Origin of the sequence: Rhodococcus sp. NPDC056960 (genome assembly GCF_042674125.1) — a bacterium.
Taxonomy (GTDB): domain Bacteria; phylum Actinomycetota; class Actinomycetes; order Mycobacteriales; family Mycobacteriaceae; genus Rhodococcus_F.
In genome coordinates, this window is the sequence record NZ_JBHURF010000013.1 from 119,000 (window position 1) to 137,046 (window position 18,047).

Annotated in this window: 13 protein-coding genes; 9 read left to right on the forward strand and 4 right to left on the reverse strand. The window is 62.7% G+C overall.

All coding sequences use genetic code 11. The features are described from left to right. Positions 1-5: 5 nt before the first annotated feature. The 3 genes from ACFTWF_RS21615 to ACFTWF_RS21625 are packed head-to-tail and all read right to left on the reverse strand — an operon-like array spanning position 6 to position 4,088. Entirely contained in the window at positions 6-1,895 is a 1,890-nt protein-coding gene (locus ACFTWF_RS21615) for an AMP-binding protein (protein WP_378463222.1), read from the reverse strand. Position 1,896: 1 nt separating this feature from the next. Further along, entirely contained in the window at positions 1,897-2,709 is an 813-nt protein-coding gene (locus ACFTWF_RS21620) for an SDR family NAD(P)-dependent oxidoreductase (RefSeq protein ID WP_378463223.1), read from the reverse strand. Continuing rightward, a complete protein-coding gene (locus ACFTWF_RS21625; protein WP_378463224.1) occupies positions 2,706-4,088 on the reverse strand; it encodes an MFS transporter in 1,383 nt (460 codons plus the stop codon). The genes ACFTWF_RS21620 and ACFTWF_RS21625 overlap by 4 nt, the downstream gene beginning before the upstream one ends. A 421-nt stretch (positions 4,089-4,509) precedes the next feature. Between ACFTWF_RS21625 and ACFTWF_RS21630 the strand changes: the two genes are divergently transcribed. The 5 genes from ACFTWF_RS21630 to ACFTWF_RS21650 all read left to right on the forward strand — a co-directional run bounded on the left by ACFTWF_RS21630 (position 4,510) and on the right by ACFTWF_RS21650 (position 11,864). Then, positions 4,510-5,673 (forward strand): 2-hydroxyacyl-CoA dehydratase subunit D, encoded by a 1,164-nt coding sequence (locus ACFTWF_RS21630; RefSeq protein WP_378463225.1) that lies wholly within the window; start codon positions 4,510-4,512, stop codon positions 5,671-5,673. A gap of 30 nt (positions 5,674-5,703) precedes the next feature. Continuing rightward, positions 5,704-7,029 (forward strand): 2-hydroxyacyl-CoA dehydratase subunit D, encoded by a 1,326-nt coding sequence (locus ACFTWF_RS21635; protein WP_378463226.1) that lies wholly within the window; start codon positions 5,704-5,706, stop codon positions 7,027-7,029. Between the two features lie 20 nt (positions 7,030-7,049). Next, positions 7,050-7,931, forward strand: coding sequence for an acyl-CoA dehydratase activase (locus tag ACFTWF_RS21640; protein ID WP_378463227.1), 882 nt, complete (start codon positions 7,050-7,052; stop codon positions 7,929-7,931). Positions 7,932-8,013: 82 nt separating this feature from the next. After that, complete coding sequence (locus tag ACFTWF_RS21645; RefSeq protein ID WP_378463228.1) at positions 8,014-10,179, forward strand: molybdopterin-dependent oxidoreductase; 2,166 nt, start codon at positions 8,014-8,016, stop codon at positions 10,177-10,179. Continuing rightward, positions 10,167-11,864 carry an FAD-dependent oxidoreductase gene (locus ACFTWF_RS21650; protein WP_378463229.1) on the forward strand — a complete coding sequence of 566 codons (1,698 nt, stop codon included), beginning with the start codon at positions 10,167-10,169 and terminating at the stop codon, positions 11,862-11,864. Before ACFTWF_RS21645 ends, ACFTWF_RS21650 begins: the two co-directional genes overlap by 13 nt. 82 nt (positions 11,865-11,946) lie before the next feature. Here ACFTWF_RS21650 and ACFTWF_RS21655 read toward each other — a convergent pair whose 3' ends face one another. Further along, on the reverse strand, positions 11,947-12,738 hold the full coding sequence (locus ACFTWF_RS21655) for an SDR family NAD(P)-dependent oxidoreductase (RefSeq protein ID WP_378463374.1): 792 nt from the start codon (positions 12,736-12,738) through the stop codon (positions 11,947-11,949). 356 nt (positions 12,739-13,094) lie between these two features. On the opposite strand from ACFTWF_RS21655, the gene ACFTWF_RS21660 reads away from it, so the two are divergent. From ACFTWF_RS21660 to ACFTWF_RS21675, 4 genes are all read left to right on the forward strand, one after another. Further along, on the forward strand, positions 13,095-14,723 hold the full coding sequence (locus tag ACFTWF_RS21660; protein ID WP_378463230.1) for an AMP-binding protein: 1,629 nt from the start codon (positions 13,095-13,097) through the stop codon (positions 14,721-14,723). A gap of 65 nt (positions 14,724-14,788) precedes the next feature. Next, complete coding sequence (locus tag ACFTWF_RS21665; protein WP_378463231.1) at positions 14,789-15,841, forward strand: NAD(P)H-dependent flavin oxidoreductase; 1,053 nt, start codon at positions 14,789-14,791, stop codon at positions 15,839-15,841. 41 nt (positions 15,842-15,882) lie between these two features. After that, positions 15,883-16,734: a PaaX family transcriptional regulator C-terminal domain-containing protein gene (locus ACFTWF_RS21670; RefSeq protein ID WP_378463232.1), complete on the forward strand. Its 852-nt coding sequence runs from the start codon at positions 15,883-15,885 to the stop codon at positions 16,732-16,734. Between the two features lie 136 nt (positions 16,735-16,870). Continuing rightward, entirely contained in the window at positions 16,871-18,043 is a 1,173-nt protein-coding gene (locus tag ACFTWF_RS21675) for a 2-hydroxyacyl-CoA dehydratase subunit D (RefSeq protein ID WP_378463233.1), read from the forward strand. The last annotated feature ends 4 nt before the right edge of the window (positions 18,044-18,047 follow it).

An 18,047-nucleotide genomic window follows, 5' to 3' on the forward strand; every position in this document is an offset into this window, starting at 1 on the left:
TCCTCCTACTGTGTTGCAACGAACGTATTCACTTCGACCCGTGAAAAGAACTCGTAGGCCCCCAACTTCTCCTCCAACGACTCGATGTCGACGCTCGACGCCGATGCGGGTGTCAGCGTCACGGTCACTTCTCGGCGCAGACCGGTGTCGTCGAGCGCGATATCGCAGACTACGGGTGCCCGGCTCGAACTCGACACGACGTGACGAACCTCGTCCTTCAAAGCCAATGCGCGGAGCGCAGGCTTCGATATCTTACCGACGGGAGTCAGCGGCAGTCGATCGAGCACCGTGACATGGACCGGGGTAGCCGCTTTCTCCTGCACATGTTCGCGGCAGAACTGCAACAGGTCGGCGGACTCGGCAACATGCCCCGCCTTGAGCTGGACATACGCGACCGGCATCTCCCCCTTCGCCTGGTCCGGTCGACCCACGGCAGCCACCACTTCTACCGCAGGATGCGAGCCCAGCGCCTCCTCGATGTCTCGTGGATCGATATTGTGGCCACCACGAATGATCAGATCCTTGCTGCGTCCCGACACCCAGACGAATCCCGAGGCGTCCACGGTTCCCAGGTCGCCCGTCCGTCCCCATACTCCACCGCCGGGCACACCGGCCACGAAGAAGCCGGCATCGAGATGCGCATCGTGGTATCCGGGGCTTACAGTCGGTCCGCCGATCAGCAACTCTCCCTGCTCCCCTGGATTGCAGTCACGAATCCACCGGCCGTCGATATCGAGAACGACAGCGCGCACCTGGGAATGCGGCAGGGGCCGGCCGGCCGAGCCCACGCGCGGTTCGACACCGTCGTTCGGATGCCCGGTGATCGTTCCGTGAAACTCTGTGCCACCCCAACATTCGCGCAGCCATATTCCGAACCGATCGTGGAACGTCCGGATCAGAGCAGTGGACACCGTGCTTCCACCGACGTGGAAGTCGGTCAGCGTCGTCGAGCCCTTCGGTGCGTCCGCCGCGTTCAGGATCGCGAATGCTGTCGTCGGGGTGGCCATCGTCGATGTCATGCCGTATCGCTCGACGATCGCCCAGAAATTCTCGACAACGTCCCGTGACCGGAAGCCACCGGACGTCAAAGTCAGCAACGTCTGTCCGTAGACGACCGATCGAAGGGCAAGCGCGATGCTTCCGCCGCAGTGAAAGTTCGGCATACCGTGGCCGACCACGGCATCTTCCTCGCACCCCATCAGTGCTCCGACGTTCCACGCCACGACGAGTTGACCGCTCTGTGACATGCGCACCAACTTCGGCGCACCCGTCGTACCACCGGTAGGCATGACCATTGCATCCCGGTGGGGGTCGTCCTCGACGCCGACGGTGCGGCCGCGATGTTCGGTCAATGCTTCCGTGAACGTGCTGTTGTCACCGCCGACGAGAAGGACATCCCGAAGCGTCGGGACAGTCGTCAGAACCGCAGCCGCGTCCACACCGCGTTCCCGAAGGATCTCGTCGGTCGTGACCAGAACGGTCGCCGAGGTGAGCTTCAGGATGTTGACGAGTGAGGCGAGTTCGAGAAAGGGGTTCAGCGGCACCGCCGTCCCCACCCGCTGAGCACCCCAGGTGGCGAACAATCCCTCGGGCACCATCGGGACCATCACGGCGACCACACTCGGAGCGTCCGCAGCACGCTCGAGGAACACCGATGCCGACGCCTCCACCCCTCCGAGCAGCTCGCGGTAGGTGACCTCTCGGGTCGGCGTCATGAAGTCCGGACCGTCGAGATGCAGAATCGCGCTCTTGTCCGGGTGCCGACGAGCCGATTCGGTAAGACATGCGTGAATGGTCGAGCCGGGTAGCAGGTGCTGGTGTCGCTGCTGTTCCACGTCGAGGATGTCCTCGCTCGACCGGACACGACGGCGCACCAAGGGCGCACGTGTGCTCATCTCAGGCAACGGAGATACCACCGTTCACACTGATCACCTGTCCTGTAATTCTGCGCGAGAGTGGAGATGCGAGGAACAGAATTGCATCGGCCAGGTCCTCGGGCTCGGTCAGACCCAGCTGGGCCTGTGAGACGATCTTGTCGAAGATCTTCTTGCTGAACTCGGCATTCATCGCCCGATCGTACGATCCGGTGTTGACGATGAGTGACGGTGTCAGAACATTGACACGAACGCCGTATCGCTTGGCTTCGACGGCGAGTGTTTGCGAGAACGTCACGATCGCAGCCATCGCAGCACCGATTCCGGTCTCTCCCGGGGTGGGGACCTTCGCTGCGTCCGACGCGATGGTGACGATCGCGCCGTGTCCGCGCTCGCGCATCACGGGCACGACGGCCCTGCTCATCAAGATCGGTCCGATTGCCTGCTGGACCAGGATGTCGATCAGCTTGTCGGGTTCGATGTCGTGCAGCAACGTGGGCTGATATTGCGCGACCGTAGAGTTGACGAGAACATCGACTGCGCCCAGATGTTGGTGTGCCTGCCGGACGACTTCGTCCGCTGCCCCGGCTTCGTTGACATCTGCGGCGACGAACAGGACGTCGCATCCGGGGTTGGTCTCTGCGAGCCGAGCAAGTGCGTCCTTACCGCGACGTTCGTTGCGGCCGACCAGTACCTGCTTCGTTGCCCCTGCGTCGGCGAAGTATCTCGCGGTGGCAAGACCCACCCCCGACGTCCCACCCGCAATGAGAATGCCTGAGCCGGAAAAGTCGTACGCGCGCTGCGCGGACAGTGGCGATGTGTGCGGAGGGATCATTGTGCGTTGCTCGCTTTCATTGAAGATGACGGAGAAGTCTGCGTGACAGCCGAGTCCTGCTGCGGAGCGTGAATCTTGACGATGTAGGCGGCGCTGACGGCACCCAGAGCGCATAGTGCGAGGCACAGCGCGCTGACGGTCCACACACCGCCGGCGGTGGGTTCGAGCGCGGTCGCGACCAGTGGCGCGAAGCCGGCAACCAGCGCCGCCAGCTGCATTCCGAACGATCCTGCGGTGTATCGCACAGCGGCAGGCAGGCTCTCGACGACGAAGGCCGGGAAGATGCCGTTGACCACCGCGTGCCCCAGCCCTGCAACGAGGATGAGTGAGATGAACACCAGCGCCAGGTTGCCGACGCCGAGCGTTGCGAAGTAGAAGAACAGAAGTACGGCCTCGCTGAGCAAACCGAAGACGATGAGCCGACTTCGACTGACCTTGTCGGAGAGTGCCCCCCATACCGGGTTCATGAGGACGACGACCAGCGTTGCTGCAGAGACCACCCACAACATGCTCGTTCGAGGGATACCCGCGTGGTTGACGGCATAACTGAGGCTGTACACGGTAATGACGTACCAGATGGACATCATTCCGGCCATGATGAACGTGATACCGAGGATCGTCATCGGATGCTTCGAGAGCGCGTCACGAATCGGATTGTGCTTGACCGCAGCCGCGTCAGAGGACGAAGCAGCACGGTCGGCCTGACTCTGCTTGAAGTCGGGTGTCTCGTCCAGACCGCGGCGGATCAACATTCCGACGAGAACGATGACGGCACTGAGCAGGAACGGAATCCGCCAACCCCACGAATTGAACCGCTCGTCCGGCATCAACGTGACGACGGCGAAGACGATCGTCGCAAGGAGTGTTCCGCCCTGGGCGCCCGCGGTAGAGAAGCTGCCGTAGAAGCCACGCTTGTTCTTCGGGGCATGTTCGACCGAGATCAGGACAGCTCCACCCAGTTCACCGCCGACTGCCAGTCCCTGCAGGACTCGTAGGACGACGAGGAGGACCGGGGCAAACGAACCGATCGAGTCGTACGTCGGGAGCAAACCGATGCACACGGTCGCGGCGCCCATAACGGAGATCGTGAGCAACACTGCGGTCCGGCGACCATACTTGTCGCCGATGTATCCGAACAACAACCCACCGAGTGGACGAGCTACGTATCCTGCGGCGAAGGTGGCGAAGGACAGCAGCAGTGCGACATGGGTGCTGACGTCGCGGAAGAAGAGATCGCTGAAGACGAGGGCTGCGGCAGTTCCATAGGCAACGAGGTCGTAGTACTCGATTGCCGATCCCGAGAAGGCCGCAAGAGATGCGCGGCGGGAGGTTGCTTTCGATGGTGGCGTGACTATGTCGAGAGGCAGGGACGAAGTCATATCTGCTCCTGGAGCACTGGAAGAGGAAGGATCGCGACGAAGGGTCGACCGCGACGTCGATTGCCGAGCGGCCCGCGAATGGAATGACCATAAAATGTGACGTGCATCTCGTCAAGTGGACCGTCCGGACGGATTGGCGTGAGGCCTGTTGCAGGCAAACGTATTTCGTCATTTCGCGCGAGCCGGCAGCAAGCCACCACACATCGCTCCCGTGATCCGGTTCGCACGTTCGTAGCCTCCACATCCGCCTCGCACTCATCAGAGTAGCCCATCTAGCTGCAACGTTGTACAAATTTTTAAACATCTAGTTGCAACTTGTGAAAAATGGGCGCATGATCGCTCCTGTCGGGTACGTCACAACCGAAGACGCGTGCCTGGGTCCAGCGCCATGAGTCACACGAGAAAAGGACGGGCGAGAACCATGCCGTCGACATTCACACGGGCAATGCGCGCCATGAGCGCCGTCGCCGATAGTCCGAACGACTATGTCGCACAGTGGAAAAAGCGAACCGGGAGAATGGCACTCGGAGTGTTTCCGATGAACTTTCCCGCCGAACTCGCGCACGCCGCAGGTGTACTTCCCGTGATCATCCAAGAAGACCGGCAACCGATCACCGTCGGGCGTAATCTGCTGGGCGAGTTCAACTGTGGATATACCCGAAACGTCGCCGATCAAGCAGCACTCGGCCGTTTGGACGTCTACGACGGCTTCTTCCATGCCGACCATTGCATCCAGTTGCTGGGTGCCATCGACGTCGTGCGCGAGGATGAATCGGACAAGCCGGTCTACTTCGGCCAATTGATGTCCTCCATGAGCGACGATTGGGCATTTCCGCAGGTACTGGGAAAAATGGAAGATTTTCGCAGCGAGCTCGAGAAGTTCGCTGATCGCAGGATCTCCGACGCGGATCTCTCGCGAAGCATCGACGTCTTCGACGCCAACCGGCGCCTGATGCGGACGATCTTCGAGAACAGGCGGTCCGGCGACGCCGCACTGACATCCGCCCAGCTCCAGGTCCTCGTCAAGTCCAGCATGATCATGGACAAAGAGGAACACACAGAACTACTTGGCGACGTGATGGGCGACTCGAGCCATGTGCCGCGCGACGACCGCATCCGCATCCACCTCTCCGGCCACTTCTGCCACGCCCCCAAACCGGAACTCCTGGACGTCATCGAGGACTGCGGAGCCATCGTGGTCGACGACGATCTGTTCCACGGAACACGGTACGTATCAACCGATGTCGGATCTGGAGGCGATCCTCTCGAAGCCGTCGCGTCGGTGTACCTCCGGCGCAACACCGCCGTACCCTGTCCCACCCGCGTTCAGCACGAAGTGGACTGGGACCGGTTCCTCGTCGACTCGGTCGCCGCCAGCGGCGCGCAGGGCGTCATCGTCCTGATGGCGAAGTTTTGCGAACCGCACATGCTCTTCTACCCGGAGCTACGGAAAGCATTGGAAGCCAGATCGATTCCGCTGTTGCTCATCGAAACCGAACACGAGGGTCTACCGATGGAATCCATCCGCACCCGGGTGGAAGCGCTGGTGGAGCGAATCAGACGCAAGCAACTGTCCACCGTCTAGCACCCACACCTACCTTCGGAGGAATTCACTGTGTCAGCCCCCACGCTCGGCAATTCCAACAAGATCGTCATCCCGACCGCCACCAACATGGTGGGCGACTACTGGGAGAACCTGTTCACGGCGAAGGAACGCGGCAAGCAGGTGGTCTGGTACAACGGTTCGGCCGTGAACCCGATCTTCCAGGCCGCCGGACTCGAGTGGTGCCACGGCGAGGCGTTCTCGGCACGCCTGGCCGCACAACAGCTCGAGAAGCCGGCTCAGCTCGCCGGCGAGGAATACGGGTACATCGGCGAGTTGTGTTCGTACGCGAGAACACATCTCGGCTGCGCCGTACTCACCAAGCAGGCCAAGTCCGAGGATGAGAACGGCATCGTCGGACTCGTCGACCAACAGCAACTCGCCTCCCGCCTGCCTGCACCGGACTTCTTCGTCAACGCGTACGCCGGCTGCAGCACCGGCCAGCAGTGGGACGAGATTTCGTACCGCGTCTTCGGAAAACAGGTGCCGATCTTCAACGTCTCCCTCCCCTTCCTGCCCAGCAACAAACCCGACGCAGGCTACCTTCGCGGTGAGGAGTGGGAGCAGGCATCACGTTATGTGGCCGATCAACTGCACAAGCTGATCGCCTTCCTGGAGACGATGACAGGCCGGCCGTTCGACTGGGATGCGCTACGGCAGAACATGTCCTACATCAAACGCGCCTCGGAACTACGACGCGAGGCGATGGCGTTGTGCCGTGCCGCCCCGACACCGGCCACCTACTGGGACTGGATCGCCAGCATCGCACACATCAACTTCATGCCCGCCGGACCGGAACTGGTCCAGTACTTCGCCGACGTCAAAACCGAAGTCCAGTACCGTCTCGACAACGCCATCCCCGGCGTCCGCAACGAGCGCTACCGTCTCTACTTCGACGGCATCATGAACTGGAACAAGCTCGGCTGGCTGTCGCGCAAATTCGCCGACGCCGACGTCGCCGTGGTCTGCGGCAGGTACACGCACAATGCGTTCTGGCAGGAACCGCACCTGATCGACACGGAAGATCCCATTCTCGGCATGGCGCAGCACTATTTGCTGTGCCCGACTAACCACGGCGTCAAGACGCTCAAGCACCTCACCAACCGCGACTGCGTCGACTACGGAATCGACGGAATCGTCTTCCACGCCTCCCGTACCTGCCGAGCATTCACCAACCCCCAGCACCTGCTCGCGAAGTCGGCGCAGAAAGAACTCGGAATCCCTTCGATGTTCTTCGAAGGCGACGTCGCCGACGCATCCTTCTACAAGGACGAGATCCTCGAAAGCCGTCTGGCAGCCATGCTCGAGGGCATCGACGTCCGCCGAAGCCGGGTTTGATCGACGTGACGGAATACTTCATGGGAGTCGACCTGGGATCGACGTCCGCCAAAGCCGTCATCCTCGACGGGTCCGCGGCGTTTCTGGGCGCGAGCGCCGTTCAGATGGGCGCCGTGAGCCGAGCTGGAATGCGGCAGGCAATCGACGACGCCCTCGGCCGGGCCTCGGTGGCGTCGTCGCAGATCACCGCCACCATCAGCACCGGCTACGGTCGCAGACTCGTCCCCGGCATCGGGCGGACGTTCACCGAGATCACCTGTCATGCGCGCGGCGTCGCAGCACTGTGCCCCGGCGTCCGCTTGATCGTCGACATCGGTGGGCAGGACAGCAAGGTCATCGCTGTGGACGACGAGGGACTCGTCGAGGACTTCGCGATGAACGACCGATGTGCCAGCGGCACGGGGCGATTCTTCGAGGTACTCGCGAGGGCCATCGAGTGCGAGGTCGAGGAGCTGGCCGACCTCGCCATGTCGGGTGACAAGAACCTGGAGGTCAGCAGCATGTGCGCAACCTTCGCCGAAACCGAGATCGTGTCGCTGCTCGCAAGCGGGTGCGAGCGGACGGACATAGCCGCCTCCGTTCACCGGGCCGTATCCGCCCGGACGCTCGGTTTGATTGCCCAGGTGGGCAAGAAGACGCCGGTGGTGATGACCGGTGGGGTGGCGAAGAATGCCGCGGCCGTCCATTTCCTGAGCTCGGCGCTGGGGGTGCGCGTGGACGTCCCGCCGGACCCGCAGATCACCGGCGCCTACGGTGCAGCTCTCCTCGCGCTCGAAACGTGCGGCACCGTGGCTTCGCCCCCGGACGTCGAGCTCTCGCCCACCGGCCCGCCGGCTGCCCACTCGTGCGGAGACTGCACCGGTTCGATCGAGCTACACATGCCGGCCGTACCGGCGTCATAACCCTGCCGCCCCACCTGCCGAACAGACCGTAGCTGCACCAACCACCTGACGATCGAGCTCTGTCCACGACGTACGGAGATCAATGAAGCACACGCGTAATTCGTTCTGCCGGATCTGCATCAACCACTGTTCGATACGTGTCGACGTTGACGAGGGAGTCGCGACCGCGATCCACGGGAACAGTCGCAATCAGGTGTACGGCGGATACACCTGCGTCAAAGGACGATCACAGCACGAATACCTCCGGCACGCCGATCGTCTCGTGCACTCGCTGGTGCGGACACCGGACGGCCATGTGCGTGTCCCCGTCGAGCAGGCCATGGACGAGATCGCCGCCAAACTTGCGGACATACGCGATCGGTATGGACCTCGCGCGATCGCCAGCTATGCAGGGACCATGGCGCACATCACCACCGCGCCGACTGCAGCACCCGTCCACAACGCCCTGTTCGATGCCCTCGGCTCCGACATGAGGTTCGACCCGAACACCATCGACAAAGGCGGGAAACAGGTCGCGCAGTCCCTCCTCGGGTACTGGTCCGCCCCGTCCCAGGGATTCGACGCACCGGAGGCCATCCTGCTGATCGGGATCAACCCGGTGGTTACCTGCACGGGCTTTCCAGCGGGCTCGCCCAAACGTTGGCTCCTGGACACCCTTGCCCGGGGGTGCAAACTCATCGTCGTCGATCCGCGCCGGACCGATGTGGCACGACACGCCGATTGGTACCTGCAGGCGGCACCCGGGCACGACATCCCAATTCTCGCGGCCATGATCAGGATCGTCATCGACGAGGGCCTGTTCGACCGGGACTTCGTCGCCCGCCACGTGCGCGGCCTTCCGGAGTTGACCGCCGCGGTGCACCGGTTCGATCCCTACGAGGTGGCGCGGCGGGCGGGGATATCCGGCGCGGACCTCGTCGCCGCCGCCCGCTGCTACGCCAGCGCGAAACGTGGCTACACCATGGCGGGAACCGGACCGAACATGGCGGGCGAGGGCACGCTGGTCGAGTACCTGGTGCTCGCCCTCGAGACCTTGTGCGGACGCTGGCTGCGCGCGGGCGAGACCGTGTCGGCCTCACCCACGTTGCTCCCGTCCTATGTTCCTGTCGCCCAGGCCACATCGCCGGATGCCGACTGGGCGTTGCCGGGCACGGTGCGGGTACGCGGATTGCGTAAGACCCGGGCGGGCATGCCGACGGCAACGCTGCCGGAGGAGATTCTCACCCCGGGAGAGGGGCAGGTGCGTGCCCTGATCAGCTGGGGAGGTAACCCGGCCGTAGCGTTCCCCGACCAGCGGCGGACTGTCGAGGCACTCGAGTCCCTGGAATTGTTCGTCCAGATCGATCCGTGGTATTCCGCTTCGGCACGTGTGGCCGATTACGTGATCGCACCGACGATGCCGTTGGAGGCGCCGTCGACGACCGTGTTTCTCGATGCGCTCGCAGCGAGGGGAACGGGCTATGGAATCGGGCAAGCCTACGCACAGTATTCGCCTGCCGTCGTCGAGCGCCCCGAGGGGTCCGATGTCATCGAAGAGTGGCGGTTCTTTCACGGGCTCATGACACGACTCGGGTATCCGGTCGAGGTATCGCCGTTCGGATGTCCGTCGTCTCCCCCTCGGCCGATCGACGGCGTCTCGACAACCGACGAACTCATCGACATCCTGACCGAGGGTTCCGCCATCCCCCTGTCGGAGGTCAAATCCCATCCCGACGGAATGACCCGGACGACCCGCCTCCTACAGGTGCAACCGGGCGACCCCGACGTGCTCGATCGCCTCGACATAGGCAACGGCCTGATGCTCGCCCAGTTGGCCGGACATGTCGGCGTCGTCGAGCTACCCCGGTCGGACCGGCCGTACCGTCTCCTGTGCCGACGACACCTCCACGTCTACAACTCCTCCTGCAACATCGATCGAACCCACCGCGGCGTCCCGTACAACCCGGCGTTCCTGCACCCCGACGACATGACCGAGCTCGGTGTGTCCGACGGCGCGCTCGTTCGTATCAGCTCGGACCTGTCCTCCATCACCGCTGTGGCAATGAAAGATCCAGCACTACGAACCGGAATGGTGTCGATGGCGTTCGGCTACGGACCCACCGGTGACGCCGAAGAAGTATGGGCAGTCGGCAGCAGCCCCAGCCGGCTCGTGTCCAACTCCGAGAAGTTCGACCGGTACACCGGGCAGCCGCGAATGACGAACATTCCCGTCTCGATCGAGAGAATCGACCCTCCATGCCACACGTGATCACCCAACAGTGCTGCAACGATGCGAGCTGTGTGAGCGTCTGCCCCGTCAACTGCATCCACCCCACTCCTGAAGAGCCTGACTACGCACGCGCGGAAATGCTCCACATCGACCCTGCGACCTGCATCGACTGCGGGGCATGCACGGATGTCGACGTCTGCCCGGTGGACGCGATCGTCCCGGACTCGGCTCTCACACCCGAGACCATCCGGTACGCGGACCTCAACGCGCGCTTCTTCGACGACTCGACACGCACGCAATACAGGCGCGAAAGAGTTGCGCGCGAGCGATCCGACCACAACCGGTCATCCGTAGGCCCGCTGCGTGTGGCGATCGTGGGGTCCGGGCCGAGCGCCTGCTACGCGGCGGACGAGTTGACGACCACGCCGGGTCTCGACGTCGAGGTTCACATCTTCGACCGTCTGCCCACGCCGTGGGGCCTGGTTCGCTACGGAGTTGCACCGGACCATCAACACACCAAGTCCGCGACCCGGACATTCGAGCGGATGGCAAGTCGACCGGGGGTGTTCTTCCACCTCGGGGTAGAGATTGGCACGCACCTCACCCACGACGAACTCCTTGCCCACCATCATGCGGTGATCTACGCGGTAGGTGCGCCCGCCGACAAGCGACTGGACATTCCCGGAGAAGACCTGCCGGGCAGTGTGTCGGCAACCGATCTGGTCGGGTGGTACAACGGCCATCCCGATCACACAGACCATGCCTTCGACCTGTCCACCGAGCGGGCGGTGATACTGGGCAACGGGAATGTGGCGCTGGATATCGCACGGATCCTCACACGCGACGTCAAGGAATTGGCACGTACGGATATCGCCGGACACGCCCTGTCGGCGCTGGCCGGCAGCGGCATCCGAGAGGTCGTCGTAGTAGGTCGCCGTGATCCGGCGTATGCCGCTTACACGACACCCGAGTTGCTGGGGCTCACCGGGTTGACAACCGAGGTCGAGGTAACCCTCGACTGTCCCGCGACGGAAGTCGACCCTGCCGAGAATGACAACGATCAGATGGCCTGTCCACCGACGACGCTGAAGGCGCAAGTTGCAGATGAGCTCGCGTCACGACCCGCAGGTAGCGCCCCACGCAGGATAGTGCTGCGATATCTGGCATCACCGGTGGAGATCCTCGGCGACGATCGCGTGCGAGGAATACGGTTGCGACGCAATGAGATGGCCGCCGATGGTAACGACCGTTCCGCTATCCGGCCCACGAAGACCACAGATGTGCTCGAATGCGGACTCGTCGTACGGTCGGTCGGTTACCGAGGCCGCCCGATGCCCGGCCTTCCCTTCGACATCGACCGCGGAATCATTCCGAACCACAACGGTCAGGTTGTGGATCCGACTACAGGAGAAACTCGGAAGGGTGTGTACGTGACCGGGTGGATCAAACGTGGCCCTTCCGGCGTCATCGGCACGAACAAGCACTGCTCGATCGAAACGGTCACGAGTCTTCTCGACGACCACGCGAACGGGCGACTCACAGCTCCAGCGAGAGGCAGTCGATCGTTGCTGGATCTCCTGCGAGAACGAAGGCCGGAATCGATCGACTACGAAGGGTGGCAGGCCATCGATCAGTTCGAACGGGCTGCGGGGAAGCAGGCGGGACGTCCGCGGGTCAAGATCGTCGACATCGACGGCATGCTTGTTCGGGCCCAATTTTCCTGACGCTACGCCATAAAACCCCACCACCCCCCCTGGCGGCGAGCGCTCCCCGCGGCGGGTGGGCGAGGGTGGGGTTCATGGTGTGTCAGAAGGCAGAGATGCCGCCGTTGACACTGATCGTCTGACCGGTGAGGCGAGCGGCATCGGGGCCGCCGAGAAACACGATGAGGGACGCGAGATCCTCGGGCACAGCCACACCGAGATGAGCTTGAGCTGACGCCTTCTCGAAAAGCGACTTGCTGAAACCATCGCTGAGCACATTGGCCGCTGTTGGTGTGCCATCGATCAACGAGGGAGTCACCGCGTTCACTCGCACACCGTTGCGCTTGGCTTCGATCGCGGTCACCCGCGTGAACATCACGATCGCGGCCATCGCGGCCCCGAGGGCACTCTCACCGGGCGTCGGCACCTTGGCTGCATCGGACGCGATGTTGACGATGCTTCCCCCTCCCTGTTGCTGCATCAACGGCAACACCGTCCGGGTCATCAGCATCGGGGGTAGGGCCTGCCCCATCAGGATGCCCGCGATGTCGGCGACTGGAGTACGGTGCAGCAACTCGGGCCGGTAGGACGTGGTTGTGGAGTTGACGAGAACGTCGACCGATCCCAACGCCCGGTGAGCCTCGGCGACGGAGGATTCCACCTGACCGATTTCGGATGCATCAGTCGCGATGAAGGTTACGTCGGCATCCGAACACCGATCCTGGACCGTTCGCTCTGCGGCTTTCCCTCGCTCTTCGTTCCGACCGAGCAACACGATTCGGCGTACGCCCGCGTCAACAAAGCCGAGCGCCGTCGCGAGGCCGACACCCGACGTGCCACCGGCGATCAGTACTCCCGAGTCTTCGTAGTGTCGGACCAGCGTGGATGAAGACATGCATTTACCTCCAGAGACGGCGCTACCGCACCTTAGTTGACAGATATTGATGTGACATGGACATTTATGTAGAGTATAGACACAGCGCAGCACATCTCCGGAAGGGCTTCAGGAATTCGGAGGTCTTGGTCATTTTCGATTGATGATGAGGTAAACGTTCCATCCTGGCCGGCATCGCAGGCATCCAGAGCACTCCCCGGTTCGGCGCTCCAGTCGTATGACAATGCTGGACGAATCTCGGTTTTCGATGTATTACTTCAGTGTGTGATAGAGGCAACAAGGTTTCGAGATGCCTCGTGTACCGCGTATCGAAACGACACTTCAACTCTCAAACGCTGAAGACAGGATTACGCACCATGCACCCAGAATTGTCACTGTGGCCGTCGACTCCCAGCACAGGAGTTCGCGACATCACCCTCGGTGGGTTGCTTCGCGAGGCTGCAAGCACAGTGCCCGACCGTATCGCCCTCGTCGACGCCGTTCCGGACCCCAGCGAGCGGACCTCGTGGACCTACAGCGAACTGCTGGCCGAGGTCGAGTCGGTTGCCAAGGCACTGTTGACCAAGTGCGAGCCTGGAGATCGGATCGGCATCTGGGCTCCGAACAGTGCCGATTGGGTCATCCTGCAGCAGGCCGTCGCGATGGCGGGGATGGTCGTCGTCGCGGCGAATCCGGCCTACCGCGCCCATGAACTCGAATACGTGCTGAAGCAGGCCGGCGCCGTTGCGCTGTTCTATCGCGACTCCTACAGAGGAGTCGACCTCCGATCGATCATCGACGAGATCCGGCCCAATCTTCCCGGGCTGCATACGATCGTCAGCACCAGCACGTGGCGGTCGTTCGTCGACGCCGCCGACAGCACGAAGGAATTGCCCGACGTAGACCCTCGGGATCCCGTGCAGATCCAATACACCTCGGGAACAACGGGTTTCCCGAAGGGTGCCCTACTGCACCACAAGGGCATCATCAACGAGGCCAACTTCGTATTCGACCGCGCCGACATGGAAGAGGGCGGCGTGTGCATCAATGCGATGCCGATGTACCACATCGGCGGCGGCGCGGTCACCGAGTTGGGGACTTTCTCGAAGCGAGGCACCTACGTCGTACTCCCTGCATTCGATGCCGCGCAGACTCTGGAAATGGTCGAAACCTACAACGGCACGCACTCGCTGATGGTCCCCACGATGCTCATTGCACTGCTCGAACACCCAGATCTGGAGACGAGGGACATTTCCAGCCTGCGCACGGTACTGTCCGGAGCCGCAACCGTGCCCGAGAGCCTGATCCACCGAGTCATCGACCGCCTCGACTGCCGGTTCACCATCCTGTTCGGACAGACCGAGATGCACGGAGTGATCAGCCAGACGCGCGTCACGGACGATCCGGTCGATCAAGCCACCACCGTCGGTCAGCCGTTACCCGAGCTCGAGGTAAAGATCGCGGACCCGCTGACGAGTGAAGCCCTGCCGATCGGCGAACAGGGTGAAATCTGTTGCCGCGGTTACCAGAACATGCTCGGCTACTACGAAATGCCCGATGCCACCTCCGCGACCATCGACGCCGAGGGATGGCTGCACATGGGAGATCTCGGCACCATGGATACCCGTGGCTTCATCAAGGTCACCGGACGCCTCACCGAGGTGATAATCCGCGGCGGCGTGAACCTGTATCCTCGCGAGATCGAGGAGCTGCTGTTCCAGCACCCGTCGATCGCCGACGTCATCGTCGTGGGCGTGCCGGACGAACGGTGGGGCGAGCAGGTGGGGGCGGTTATCCGACTCCACGACGGCCACGATCGGCCAGACCCTTCTGCACTCAAAGCCTGGTGTCGCGAACGCATTTCGGCACACAAGGCGCCGTCGCTCTGGTATTTCACCGACCAGTTCCCGATGACGCCCAGCGGCAAGATTCAGAAGTTCCGGCTGCGCGACCAAATCATCGCCGGCGAGTTGGCGTCGGCCTCCGAACGCGCGGACGTCAGTTGACGTATCGAGGTGCTCACGCACCTACTTTGTAGAACTACGCACACCCCATTCGGCAGGAGTCCCATATGCATCCCCTCACCAACCGGTATACCCGCCTGATCGGAATCGACCACCCGATCGTCCAGGAAGGACTCGGCCCGTTCCGGACTCCCAAACTCGCGGCCGCTGTCTCCAACGCAGGTGGGTTGGGGACGGTCTCGATGCCCGGCATGCCTACCGACCTCGAGGCGGGCGCACGCACGTTCCGCGAACATATCGAGGAGTGCGCGTCCCTGACCAGCAATCCGTTCGCAGTGAACATTCCGGTCGGCGTCGACGGCAACGGCGTCGTACTGCCGTTCACCGACGTCTACATCCGCACGGTACTCGAGGCTCGGCGATCAGATTCGGCACTGACCGACCAGTTGACCGTACTCACCACCTCGGCGGGCTTCCCCGGCGACTACATCGGGCCGATCAAAGACGCCGGCATGATCCACCAACACAAGGTGGGGTCCACGAGGCAGGCCGTCAAGGCCGCAGACGCCGGCGTCGACGTCGTCATAGCTGCGGGATTCGAGATGGGCGGCCACGCACCCAGCAAAGCCGTTCACTCGTATGTATTGATTCCCAGCGTCACCGAAGCTGTCGACGTTCCGGTTCTGCTCACCGGCGGCGCCCGCGATGCCCGGGGACTCGCATCGGCGTTGGCGATGGGTGCGGACGGTGTGGCGATGGGAACCCGGTTCATCGCCAGCACCGCGAACTCCGACTGGCATCCGGCGTATATCCAGGCAATTCTCGGCGCCGGGGAGGGAGACGACGTCGCATTCGACGGTGTCTACGGACCGTGCCGAGGCCTGCGCAATGCGGCATCGAAGAAGCTCACGAATCACCAGGAATCGGCGGGTGAGATCCTCGATACCGTCGAACTCACACGGTGGAAGATCGAATCGATGCAGCGCGCTCAGACCGACGGGGATGTCACCGACGGCCTGGTCCTGACCGGACAGGTGGCGTCCGCGATCAACGACATCATCGATATCGCCGAGTTCGTCCCTCGCATGGCGTCCGAGGCGGCCGACATCCTTCGCCGACTCGCATCCGCGTTGCCGACACCGGTGCCGACGCCGGCCTGACCAGATTCCGGGCAGCGGTGGTTCGAGTGGTCGCGGATAGCATGTCGTCCGTGACCGAATCAATGTCGAAGCCGGCGGCGGGTGGGTCGAGCTCGGTTGGCAGCGCGCGTTCCGCACTCATCTCGATTCTCGGCGAGTTCGTCGCTCCGTACCGTCGACCGGTGCGGACGGCGGCGCTGCTCTATGCCCTCACCGGCCTGGGCTTCGGGGAGGCTGCCAGTAGGCAGGCAATCGCTCGCGCAGGTGCATCCGGTCTGATCACCGCCAAGCGAGACGGTCGCGAGACGAAGTGGAGCCTCACCGAGCGGGGCCATCAGCTGTTCATCGAAGGCACGATGCGGGTGTTCCCGGACGCGTCCCAGGCCGGGCGATGGGACGGCCGGTGGCTCGTCGTCATCGTTCCTGTTCCCGAGTCGCACCGGGCGGTACGGAAGAAGCTGTATGCCGCGTTCCGATGGGCCGGTTTCGGCAACCCCAGTCCCGGCGTGTGGGTCACCCCGCACGTTGATCGGCTGGCCGAAGCCACGAAGGTGATCGATTCCCTCGGACTGTCGCCGAACACCGTCTCCTTCATCGGGTCGCCCGCAGCCGCCGGCATCTCAGAGGACGAGTTGGTGCACCGCTCGTGGGATCTCGAGAAGATCGCCCACGACTACGACGACCTCTTGACCAGGTTCGCAGACAAGAAAGGCCTGTCGGGCGAGGCCGCACTGTTCGCGCACCTGGAGTTGGTGGACGCACTCCGGCAGACGCCCTACATGGATCCGCACCTGCCGGACGTCCTCCTGCCCGACTGGCCCGGTCTCGGGGTCGTGAAACGACTCCAGGATTTCCGCACCGAGTGGGCACCTGCAGCGCACGCGCACTGGCTGTCGATAGCGCGCCTCGACTGAAACACCGACTCGACACATTCGGGCACACCTCTGCCCAGATCTAGTTTTACATTTCTCGACAGCACATGTCCTGAAATGTATAGTTCTGGGCAGCGCCGTTGCGGTGCGTTTCACTTGAGGAAGTTGAAGGAGAACAGTGAGCGAACTCCACGCACCCTCGCTGGCCACGCTGCGAACTGCCGCCGACGATCCGGTTTCGTACGCACAGAATTGGAAAGACACACATCGACGACCCGTCATCGGCTCGTTCCCCATGAACTTTCCGTCCGAGATCGTGCATGCTGCAGGCGCCTTGCCGGTGATCGTTCAAGAGAGCAAGACACCGATCACCGAGGGTCGTAGCATGCTCGCCGAGTTCTACTGCGGATACACCAGGAGCGTCGCCGACCAGGCGGCCCTCGGCGAACTCGACGTGTTCGACGGATTCGTCGCTGCCGACCACTGCGTACAACTTCTGGGCGCCGTCGATGCCATCCGCTACGTACGGCCCGAAAAGCCGGTGCATTTCGCGCAATTCACCAGCGCGATGGATGACGCCTGGACCAAACCCCGAGTCGACAGTCGAATCGGCGACCTGAAGACCGAGATCGAAACCGTCGTCGGCACTGCCGTGACCGCCGAGGACCTCGCACGCAGCATCGGACTGTTCAATGCGAACCGTCGCCTGCTCCGCCGGTTCTACGACTTGCGCCGATCAGGCCTGATACGCATCACTGCCGGCGAGATGCAACTTCTCGTCAAATCGAGCATGGTCATGGATATCGAGGAGCACACGTCCGTCCTCGAGACATTGCTCGATCGACTCGTGCTGCGCGATCAGGCACCGGATGACCTGGTGCGGCTGCATCTTTCGGGCCATTTCTGCCACGCACCCAAACCTGAGATCCTCGACGTCATCGAGGAATCCGGCGGACTAGTCGTGGACGACGACCTGTACACCGGCTACCGATACATTTCTACCGATGTCCCCGAAGGTGACGATCCACTGACGGCGCTGTCGACGTGGTACATGCAGCGAAACATCAACGCACCGTGCCCTACTCGCGTTACCAGCAAGGTTGACTGGGATACGTACCTACTGAATTCGCTTGCGGAGAGCCGCTCGGTCGGGGTCGTCGTGCTGATGGCCAAATTCTGCGAGCCGCACATGCTGTACTACCCGGAGTTACGCAAGGCGCTCGAAGAGCACGATGTGCCATCGCTGTTGATCGAGACCGAACACGAGGGCATTCCGGTGGAGACGTTGCGGACCAAGATGGAGACCTTCATCGAGCGCATCCGCCGTCATTCTGCACCCGTCCCTGCCTGATTCG

Coding starts and splice junctions, on each gene's coding strand:
- ACFTWF_RS21645 (WP_378463228.1), top strand. CDS start 8,014: ATGAAGCACACGCGTAATTCGTTCTGCCGGATCTGCATCAACCACTGT.
- ACFTWF_RS21615 (WP_378463222.1), bottom strand. CDS start 1,895: ATGAGCACACGTGCGCCCTTGGTGCGCCGTCGTGTCCGGTCGAGCGAG.
- ACFTWF_RS21655 (WP_378463374.1), bottom strand. CDS start 12,738: ATGTCTTCATCCACGCTGGTCCGACACTACGAAGACTCGGGAGTACTG.
- ACFTWF_RS21665 (WP_378463231.1), top strand. CDS start 14,789: ATGCATCCCCTCACCAACCGGTATACCCGCCTGATCGGAATCGACCAC.
- ACFTWF_RS21660 (WP_378463230.1), top strand. CDS start 13,095: ATGCACCCAGAATTGTCACTGTGGCCGTCGACTCCCAGCACAGGAGTT.
- ACFTWF_RS21625 (WP_378463224.1), bottom strand. CDS start 4,088: ATGACTTCGTCCCTGCCTCTCGACATAGTCACGCCACCATCGAAAGCA.
- ACFTWF_RS21670 (WP_378463232.1), top strand. CDS start 15,883: ATGTCGTCCGTGACCGAATCAATGTCGAAGCCGGCGGCGGGTGGGTCG.
- ACFTWF_RS21620 (WP_378463223.1), bottom strand. CDS start 2,709: ATGATCCCTCCGCACACATCGCCACTGTCCGCGCAGCGCGCGTACGAC.
- ACFTWF_RS21630 (WP_378463225.1), top strand. CDS start 4,510: ATGCCGTCGACATTCACACGGGCAATGCGCGCCATGAGCGCCGTCGCC.
- ACFTWF_RS21640 (WP_378463227.1), top strand. CDS start 7,050: ATGGGAGTCGACCTGGGATCGACGTCCGCCAAAGCCGTCATCCTCGAC.
- ACFTWF_RS21650 (WP_378463229.1), top strand. CDS start 10,167: ATGCCACACGTGATCACCCAACAGTGCTGCAACGATGCGAGCTGTGTG.